This window comes from Caballeronia sp. (genome assembly GCF_049581465.1).
Classification (GTDB): Bacteria; Pseudomonadota; Gammaproteobacteria; order Burkholderiales; family Burkholderiaceae; genus Caballeronia.
Genome location: NZ_JBAUSA010001030.1, coordinates 1 through 8,747 on the forward strand (window position 1 = coordinate 1; position 8,747 = coordinate 8,747).

General features: G+C 61.4%; 9 protein-coding genes and 1 riboswitch. Of the genes, 8 read left to right on the forward strand and 1 reads right to left on the reverse strand.

Going from position 1 to position 8,747, the window contains the following annotated elements; translation table 11 throughout:
• Both WCA53_RS25140 and WCA53_RS25145 read left to right on the forward strand, forming a co-directional pair.
• Positions 1–450 (forward strand): sensor histidine kinase (locus tag WCA53_RS25140; RefSeq protein ID WP_423916808.1); only part of this gene is annotated, 450 nt, incomplete at its 5' end.
• Positions 451–645: 195 nt separating this feature from the next.
• The gene (locus WCA53_RS25145; protein WP_423916811.1) at positions 646–783 is read left to right on the forward strand and encodes an entericidin A/B family lipoprotein; all 138 of its coding nucleotides are present in this window, start codon (positions 646–648) and stop codon (positions 781–783) included.
• A 93-nt stretch (positions 784–876) separates the two neighbouring features.
• Here WCA53_RS25145 and WCA53_RS25150 read toward each other — a convergent pair whose 3' ends face one another.
• Complete coding sequence (locus WCA53_RS25150) at positions 877–1,839, reverse strand: EamA family transporter (RefSeq protein ID WP_423916813.1); 963 nt, start codon at positions 1,837–1,839, stop codon at positions 877–879.
• 56 nt (positions 1,840–1,895) lie between these two features.
• Between WCA53_RS25150 and WCA53_RS25155 the strand changes: the two genes are divergently transcribed.
• From WCA53_RS25155 to WCA53_RS25180, 6 genes are all read left to right on the forward strand, one after another.
• Positions 1,896–2,021 carry a hypothetical protein gene (locus WCA53_RS25155; RefSeq protein WP_423916815.1) on the forward strand — a complete coding sequence of 42 codons (126 nt, stop codon included), beginning with the start codon at positions 1,896–1,898 and terminating at the stop codon, positions 2,019–2,021.
• A 69-nt stretch (positions 2,022–2,090) separates the two neighbouring features.
• Positions 2,091–2,220, forward strand: a riboswitch (TPP riboswitch).
• A 129-nt stretch (positions 2,221–2,349) separates the two neighbouring features.
• Positions 2,350–4,281, forward strand: a complete 1,932-nt coding sequence (gene thiC, locus WCA53_RS25160; RefSeq protein ID WP_423916817.1) for a phosphomethylpyrimidine synthase ThiC — start codon at positions 2,350–2,352, stop codon at positions 4,279–4,281.
• A gap of 363 nt (positions 4,282–4,644) precedes the next feature.
• Positions 4,645–4,857, forward strand: coding sequence for a glycine zipper 2TM domain-containing protein (locus tag WCA53_RS25165; RefSeq protein ID WP_423916819.1), 213 nt, complete (start codon positions 4,645–4,647; stop codon positions 4,855–4,857).
• A 203-nt stretch (positions 4,858–5,060) separates the two neighbouring features.
• On the forward strand, positions 5,061–5,543 hold the full coding sequence (locus WCA53_RS25170; protein WP_423916821.1) for a hypothetical protein: 483 nt from the start codon (positions 5,061–5,063) through the stop codon (positions 5,541–5,543).
• Between the two features lie 371 nt (positions 5,544–5,914).
• Positions 5,915–7,513 (forward strand): L-lactate permease, encoded by a 1,599-nt coding sequence (locus WCA53_RS25175; RefSeq protein ID WP_423916824.1) that lies wholly within the window; start codon positions 5,915–5,917, stop codon positions 7,511–7,513.
• Positions 7,514–7,642: 129 nt separating this feature from the next.
• A complete protein-coding gene (locus WCA53_RS25180; protein WP_423916827.1) occupies positions 7,643–8,593 on the forward strand; it encodes a DMT family transporter in 951 nt (316 codons plus the stop codon).
• Positions 8,594–8,747 lie beyond the last annotated feature (154 nt).

Sequence of the window (8,747 nt, forward strand, 5' to 3'; positions counted from 1 at the left end):
ATCGAAGACATGCGGCCGACCGTGCTGACCAATTTCGGGCTGGTCACCGCGTTGCGGACCCTTGCCGATGAAGCCGCGCAACGCAATGGCTGGACGCTCGCGCTCGCCCTTCCCGACGACGACATCAAGCTCGGCGCGGACGTGGAAATCGCGTTGTTCCGGGTCGCGCAGGAATCGCTCACGAACGCGGCCAAGTACGCGCGGGCATCGAACGTATCAATCGCGCTCGAACTGGACGAGGCACGTGTCACGCTGCGTATCGCCGATGACGGCGTTGGCATTCGCCCGGAGGATTTGTCGCGCACGCACACGCACGGACTGCTCGGGATGCGGCAACGGGTAAGCGCGCGGGGCGGGCATATCGAGATCCAGCGGAGCGTGCCTCACGGCACCGACATCCGCGTGTCGATGCCGCGCGTGCGCGGTATCGACAGTGAAGGCGGCGCCTGATAGCTGAGGCGTAAAAAGGCAATACGAGTCAAGACATGTAGGAGGACGCCGACACCCATTACAGAGCCCGCCGACACGATAAACCCGCGCGCGCCTACATTGTGCGAACGCCCAGTCCTTTATGATGCTTAAAACTGGCGTGGTCGCTTGCCCGGCTAAGTTGCCCGTAACCACAACTAAAGAGAGGAACGACTCATGACACGAATCATCGCTATGCTGCTGATCGCTGCCACCGCTGCACTCGCCGGCTGCAACACAATGGCCGGCGCCGGCCAGGACATTTCGAAGGGCGGCAACGCGCTGACCAATTCGGCTGACAAGGCTGCGGACTAAGTTCCAGCGCTGGAACTGCAGCTCTCAAGCAAAAAAAGCCCGCGCTACCCGGCGGGCTTTTTTTGTCTGTCAGACACGCTTAGACAAACACGCTCAGACGAGACCGCGTCGCCGGTAGTCGAACCAGAACGACAAGCCCACGCTTGCCAGAATGATCAGGGTCGCAATCACGGTCCATTGCGTAATGGTCTCGCCGAGAAACAGCGCGCCCATGGCCACGGCCACGACCGGATTCACGTACATGCAACTGCTCGCGATAATCGGACTGGTGTGGCGAATCAGGTACGCGTACGCGACGTACGCGGCCATCGATCCGATCAGCATCAGGTAGAGGTACGCCACGAACGGCGTGAACGCCATGGTCACGATGCGCTCGCCCGACAGCCACGCGACAATTGTCGCCATCGCGCCGCCCAGGCCGATCTGCAATGCCGTCGATACAAACAGGTCCGATGGCAGCTTGAGACGCCCGGCGAGATGCGCGCCGACAGCCCAGAAGATCGCGCCGCAGAGAATGGCCAGGCTTCCGGACGTCGAACCCGACGACGGATCGCCGTGGTTCAGCAACGCGATCCCGACCAGCCCGAGCGCCACGGCCACCCATTCGCCCTTTGCAATCTTGCGCCCGGCGATAGCAGCAATGATGGTCGCGAACAGTGGCACGGTTGCAACCATGACCGCAGCCGTTCCTGTCTCGACTGTACGCATGCCGAACGCGAGCATCCCGCTGGACAAGCCGACCAGCAACGTGCCGACAATCGCGGCGTTGCGCACCTCCACGACTGTCGGCCAGACCGGCTTGCGCCGCGCGGCAAAAATAAACAGGCCGATACCCGCGAACAAGTTGCGCAGACCCGACAACATGAGGGGAGGGAACGCTTCCAGGGATAGATGCACCGCCATGTACGTCGAACCCCAGACGAAATAGACCGTGCATAGCGCGAACGCGACACGACCGCTGCGCGTGGCGGGCAGGCGGAACGGGAAGTAGTTGGGGAGATTGAACAGGCGCGGCGAGCGTTCAGGCTGATTCGGTGGCGGCAACGGCGTCGACATCCGTTACCCCGCCCTGGCAGCGAATGGGACGGCTGCACTCATGAGCGCGAATTCCGATGAAAACGGGCATGCCGCTCGAACGGCGCGGCAAGACGGGCAAGGCAGGACAACATGTCGGAGACGGCGAAAAAGGGGTGGGGAAATTCAGGCCAAAAAACCCGGTGGTCGTCATTATGCAGTAAGCGCTGATTGGACTGCCACGAGCGTTACAGAAGGTTGCCAAGTTGATACGGCGAGGTGTATCGTTGCGCCTGTTAACGCGGGGGTCCTGCGCTGCACATCGCAATCTGCTGGCCGGATTGTCCGTGTGACGCGGGTGAGAAATACCCTTTGAACCTGATCTGGATAATGCCAGCGCAGGGAAGCGTTCGGGTCTTGCCGCGTTGGGGTCTTTAGCTTTTTCGCGCATCCAGGCAACCCCGTCACCTTCCTGCTCTTTCCCTTTCTCGCTCTCCCGTGGTTTCAGCGCCTGTTTTCGGCGCATCCCTCATTTCCCCACAGGAGAGCCGCATGAACGCCAATCCGAAATTCCTGTCCGCAGACGCTGTCGTGGACGCCGCCGCCGTCGCGCCGCTACCGAACTCCCGCAAGATATACGTCGCCGGTTCGCGCCCCGATATCCGCGTGCCGATGCGCCAGATCACGCAGTCCGACACCAACGAGAGCTTCGGCAGCGAGAAAAATCCCCCGGTCTACGTCTACGATACATCCGGCCCCTACTCCGACCCCGACGCGACCATCGACATCCGGTCGGGCTTGCCCGCGGTGCGCGAGGGGTGGATCGAGGAACGCGGCGACACGCAGCCACTCTCGGGCCTGTCGAGCGATTTCAGCCGGGAGCGCGCCGCCGATCCCGCCACGGCCGAGCTTCGGTTCAAGGGCTTGCATCGGACGCCGCGCCGCGCCGCGCCGGGGAAAAACGTCTCGCAAATGCATTACGCACGGCAAGGCATCATCACGCCTGAAATGGAATACATCGCGATTCGCGAGAACCAGATGCGTGCGGAATACCTCGAATCGCTGCGTACGAGCGGTCCGAACGGCGAAAAGCTCGCGGCGATGATGGGCCGCCAGCCTCCCGGCCAGGCGTTCGGTGCGTCGGCGTTCGGCCCGAACGCGGCGAAAGAAATCACGGCTGAGTTCGTACGCGAGGAAGTGGCACGCGGCCGCGCGATCATCCCGGCCAACATCAATCACCCGGAAAGCGAGCCGATGATCATCGGCCGGAATTTCCTCGTGAAGATCAACGCGAATATCGGCAATTCGGCGGTGACGTCGTCGATCGGTGAGGAAGTCGACAAGATGACCTGGGCGATCCGCTGGGGCGGCGACACGGTCATGGACTTGTCGACCGGCAAGCATATTCACGAGACGCGTGAGTGGATCATTCGCAACAGCCCGGTGCCGATCGGCACGGTGCCGATCTACCAGGCGCTCGAGAAGGTCAACGGCAAGGCCGAAGACCTGACCTGGGAGATTTTCCGCGACACGCTGATCGAGCAGGCTGAGCAAGGCGTGGATTACTTCACGATCCACGCGGGCGTGCTGCTGCGCTATGTACCGATGACCGCGAACCGTATGACGGGCATCGTCTCGCGCGGGGGTTCGATCATGGCGAAGTGGTGCCTCGCTCACCACAAGGAAAGCTTCCTGTACGAGCATTTCGAAGACATCTGCGAAATCATGAAGGCCTACGACGTGAGCTTTTCGCTCGGCGACGGCCTGCGCCCCGGCTCGATCTACGACGCCAACGACGAAGCCCAGCTCGGCGAACTCAAGACGCTCGGCGAACTCACGCAGATCGCGTGGAAACATGATGTGCAGGTCATGATCGAAGGCCCCGGCCACGTACCGATGCAACTGATCAAGGAGAACATGGACCTGCAGCTCGACTGGTGCGACGAAGCGCCGTTCTACACGCTCGGGCCGCTAACCACCGACATCGCCCCGGGTTACGACCACATCACCTCGGGCATTGGCGCTGCGATGATCGGCTGGTTCGGCACCGCGATGCTCTGCTACGTCACGCCAAAGGAACATCTGGGCTTGCCGAACAAGGACGACGTGAAGACCGGGATCATCACGTACAAGCTCGCCGCGCACGCCGCCGATTTGGCGAAGGGCCATCCGGGCGCGCAGGTGCGGGACAACGCGTTGTCGAAGGCGCGCTTCGAGTTCCGCTGGGACGATCAGTTCAATCTCGGCCTCGACCCCGATAAGGCCCGCGAATTCCACGACGAAACCTTGCCGAAGGATTCAGCCAAGGTCGCTCACTTCTGTTCAATGTGCGGCCCCCACTTCTGTTCGATGAAAATCACGCAGGACGTGCGCGAATATGCGGCGAAACAAGGGGTATCGGATGCGGAAGCCTTGCAACGAGGAATGGAAACCAAGGCGATTGAGTTCGTTAAAAAAGGCTCGGAGATTTACCAGCGCACTTAAACCTTGAAAGTGGAGGCGATGCAAAGGCGGGCACGGAATCTCGCGTGCCCGCCGGCCAAAGACGGTCAGGCCGGCACAGGCAGCACGCATCGATATGCGGACTGCGGGGTTAAGTGTTAGCTTCTCGTTAGTGTTTTAGCGCATAACTGTAAGTAAATTGAATGCACTGTAAATAGGAACCATTGTCAACAACTCGGCGCGCCACGACAACCCAATCAGGCACTGTTTCTGCTGTCCATGTAGTGGGAACAGCAAGAACTGGGGACGGTGCGCGCTTCGCTGGACGTCATCGCGCGCCCGGCGCCATCAATCCTTTGTCCGAGGCCATTACAGATTCACGGACCATCGAATGGGAGAGTTGAAATGACGAAAATCACACACATTGGCGCTATTGCTCTTGTCGTAGCGTTTGCAGCCGGCCTTTCGGCCTGCGACGACATGTCGACCCGTTCACGCGATACCGCCGTGGGCGCGGGCGTGGGTGGCGCAGCGGGCGCAATAGTAGGCGGAAGCGCGCTGTCGACGCTCGGCGGAGCGGCAGTCGGCGGCGTTATCGGCAATCAAGTGGGCAAATAAGTACGGTGCAAGGGGATACGCCCGCACGTCGCCGTTGGTAGGTCGCGAGCGGGCGAAATCCCCCGGGACAAACGCAGCCCGAGTCAGTGAAACAGACGGAAATAATGCGTGACGACTCGACGCTTCCCGCCTTTTCAGTGATGCGCTAGTCTCCAATAGACGTTCGCTCGAACGCCGCTCTTCGTCGCAACAGGAGTCGCATCATGAACCCGAAGCTCGCAGTGTCAGCCCTCGTGGGGGCTCTGAGCTTGAGCGGTTGTTATTACGTTCCTTACGGTTATTACCCGCCGTATCCCGGGCCGCCGGTCGGCACGGCGCAAACGCAGCAAGACATATCCGCTGGGGCACCGGGTACCGTCGAAGGCGGTGCGGCGCAAGGCTATTACAACCCACCATCAGGCGATCCGTCCGCCCAGCAGCAGCAACCACAACAGCAACAGCAACAACAGTACGGCGCGGCATTACCGCCTCCGGCCACGTACGCGCCCTATCCTGCTTATTACCCTGGCTATCCTGTCTACGCGCCTTATCCGGCCTATTACGGCGCCTATCCCGCGTACGGATACGGGTACGCGCCGTCGGTATCCATCGGCTTTGGCTGGTGGGGCGGCGGTGGCTGCTGCTGGCACGGCGGCGGAGGCTGGGGCGGCGGTTGGCATGGCGGCGGCTCAGGCTGGCACCACTGATTTCATTCCCCTCTGCGCGGCGTCCCTGGCATGATCAACCCGGAACGCGTGGCTGATTAACGCCCGGAGCGAGCCGCGCCGGCACGTCGCCGGTTCGCTCGACAGCGTGTGGTTTTTCTCCCCTGCGACACCGCCCGTGCCCACCATGGGTATTCCTGTCTTGACGCAGCCTGCGGTGCCTTTATTCTGACTCTAGACGCATTAGGCGGACGCTTAAGTCTTCCGCGTCGTGGCTACGCGGCAATGTTCGCTTTCGGCTGAGTTTCGGCTGAGTTGTGGCCGAAACCAAGGCGCATTCAGCGCGGCGGGATCGTCCCGCGAGGCAAAGCTGTCGAACGCCACACGTCCATTAAAAAAAGTCAGGAGACCGCATGTTTCATCAGATTTTGACGCCCGTCGGGGGTTCGCTGGGCTTGTCTTTCGTCGTCGCAGCGTTACCCATCATCGTTGTTCTCCTATTGCTCGGCTGGGCTCGGCGGCCCGCCTGGCAAGCATCGCTCGCAGGACTTGTGGTTGGAATCGTGGTGGCGATCGCTGTGTGGCAATTCCCTGTGGGTCTCGCGTTCAATGCCGTCGCGGCAGGCGCCGTGTTCGCAGTCTGGCCGGTCATGTGGATCGTGTTTGCCGCGATCCTGCTCTATAACATCGCGCAACGTTCCGGCCGGTTTGAAGCATTCCGGATGTGGATGCTCGACAACCTGCCGAACGACCGACGCGTCATCCTGGTGGTGATCGGCTTTTCATTCGGCGCGTTGCTGGAAGGCGTCGCCGGGTTTGGAACGCCCATCGCGATTACGAGTTCGCTGCTCATTCTCCTGGGCTTTCCAACCCTCGAAGCGCTGACGTTCACGCTCATCTTCAACACCGCGCCGGTCGCGTTCGGCGCGCTCGGCGTACCGATCACCGTGCTTGGCGCGGTGACCCACCTTCCCGCCGACCTCCTCGCCAAGATGGTCGGCCGCCAGTTGCCGTTCTTCGCGCTGCTGCTGCCGTTCTATGTGATCGGCGTGTACGCGGGCTTTCGCAACATGCTCAAGATATGGCCTGTGCTGCTCGTGTCAGGCGGCGCGTTCGCGTTGACGCAATTCGTGACGTCGAACTTCATCAACTACTCGCTCACTGACGTGATGTCGTCGCTTGTTTCCCTGATCGTGACAATCGCGTTCCTGCGGGTCTGGAAACCTGCGCCGGACGAACGTTTTGCGGTCAAGGTGGATCGCCTGAACCAGAAGCGCGGGGAGATTTCCGGTGCACACGGCTGGGTGCCGTGGATCGTGGTAGCCGCCGTCGTCATTGTGTGGACCGTGGCCAAGATCTTCCTCATCGGCGACGTCAAGGTGCCATGGCCGGGCCTCGATAAAGCCGTCTTCATCACGCTTTATAACCAGCCGTACGGCGCGATCTGGGACTTCCAGCCGCTCGCGACGGGAACGGCGATTCTTGTCGCCGCGATCATTACCGCGTTGATCGTGAGGCTGCCGGCAAGCGAATTCAGGGCATCGATTGTGGATACATGGATGCAGACGCGCATTGCGATTTTCACGGTAGCGACGATCATAGGCCTCGCCTACCTCATGAATTACTCGGGAATGAACTACACGCTGGGCCTGGGCGTGGCGTCGGTGGGCGCGTTGTTCCCGCTCGTATCGGCTTTTCTCGGCTGGGTGGCGGTCTTCCTGTCGGGCAGCGATACCTCCGGCAACGCATTGTTCGGAAATCTCCAGGTGGTGGCGGCGCGGCAACTTAATCTCAATCCCATTCTGATGGCAGCGACAAATTCATCCGGCGGTGTGATGGGCAAGATGATCTCGCCGCAAAATATCTCGACGGGCGTTGCCACGACGGAACTCAAAGGCAAGGAAGGCGTGGTGTTCGCGAAGACGTTCAAGCACTCGATCTTGCTGACGATGCTGCTTGGCGTGCTCGTGTGGCTGCAACAAAACGTATTGACGTGGATGATTCCGCATTGAGGGGTTGCGGGGTCTAGTCTTGCTGCTAGTCCCGCTTCTTGCTCTTTCAATGGACATGATGGCTTTGCATGTCGGCGATGCGAAACTGCGGTGCTACCATTCGCACTCAGCCTCCTTCGCCGCGCAATCATGTCTCCCGTCAACCTCCTGCAGTTGATCGTGCTCGCCGCCTTGTGGGGCGGCTCGTTCCTTTTCATCCGTATCGCCGTCCCTGATTTCGGCGTGGCGCCGCTGATGGCGCTGCGGGTTGGCATCGGCGCCGCGTTTCTTGTCGCGGTGCTGCTGACTACACGCCCAATCCGCCAATCGATCACTACGCTGCGACGCCGCGTATGGCCGCTGATCGCGGTCGGCGTCCTCAACTCCGCCATCCCGTTCTGCCTTTTCGCGTATGCGGAATTGACGTTATCGGCGGGCGTCACATCGGTGATCAACGCGACCTCCCCGCTTTGGGCCGCGCTCGTGGCGTTTGTCTGGCTCAAGGATCGGCTCACGACGCTACGCAGCATTGGGATGGCAATTGGCTTTGTTGGCGTGATGATTCTCGTGTGGAACCAGATCGCGCCTTCGTCCGCGGCGAATGCCGCCAATGCCGCCAATGCCGATGCTGCGTTGTTGCACGGACTGCTTGCCGCTGCGGCTGCGCTTGCTGCTGCCGCGTTCTACGGCGTCGCCGGGAGCTTCACGAAGAAATACCTGACAGGCGTCGATTCGCTCACGGTCGCCACTGGAAGCATGCTCGGCGCGACGCTCGTACTCGCGCCGATCGCGTTTGCCACGTGGCCCGTCGCTCCGGTTTCGACGACGGCGTGGCAAGCGGTGCTGGCGCTCGGTATCGGCTGCACGGGCGTGGCCTACCTGCTGTATTTCCACCTCATTGCGGTCGCCGGGCCGACTCGTGCCATGACCGTCACGTTCGTTATTCCCATCTTCGGCATTCTGTTGGGTGCGGTGTTTCTGCACGAGAGCGTCTCTGCGACGATGATCGGCGGTTGTGCGGTGATCCTGGCAGGTACGGCGCTCGCGACTGGGATGGTGAAGGGATGGCCAGGATCGAAACGTCGAGCGGCCGTGAGATAGATCGGCCGGGCTGGAGCGGTTCTGCCGGCGGTGAGTGTGAGGCAAGGATGGCGTCCCCCATTCACCGGTAGCAGAACCAACCAAGCCCCCCTCACTCCCCGTCCACGCGCCCGCGCGTTGCCTTCACGGCGCCCCGCCTGACCTTGCCCTCCAC

Coding starts and splice junctions, on each gene's coding strand:
- WCA53_RS25145 (WP_423916811.1), top strand. CDS start 646: ATGACACGAATCATCGCTATGCTGCTGATCGCTGCCACCGCTGCACTC.
- WCA53_RS25150 (WP_423916813.1), bottom strand. CDS start 1,839: ATGTCGACGCCGTTGCCGCCACCGAATCAGCCTGAACGCTCGCCGCGC.
- WCA53_RS25155 (WP_423916815.1), top strand. CDS start 1,896: ATGAAAACGGGCATGCCGCTCGAACGGCGCGGCAAGACGGGCAAGGCA.
- thiC (WP_423916817.1), top strand. CDS start 2,350: ATGAACGCCAATCCGAAATTCCTGTCCGCAGACGCTGTCGTGGACGCC.
- WCA53_RS25165 (WP_423916819.1), top strand. CDS start 4,645: ATGACGAAAATCACACACATTGGCGCTATTGCTCTTGTCGTAGCGTTT.
- WCA53_RS25170 (WP_423916821.1), top strand. CDS start 5,061: ATGAACCCGAAGCTCGCAGTGTCAGCCCTCGTGGGGGCTCTGAGCTTG.
- WCA53_RS25175 (WP_423916824.1), top strand. CDS start 5,915: ATGTTTCATCAGATTTTGACGCCCGTCGGGGGTTCGCTGGGCTTGTCT.
- WCA53_RS25180 (WP_423916827.1), top strand. CDS start 7,643: ATGTCTCCCGTCAACCTCCTGCAGTTGATCGTGCTCGCCGCCTTGTGG.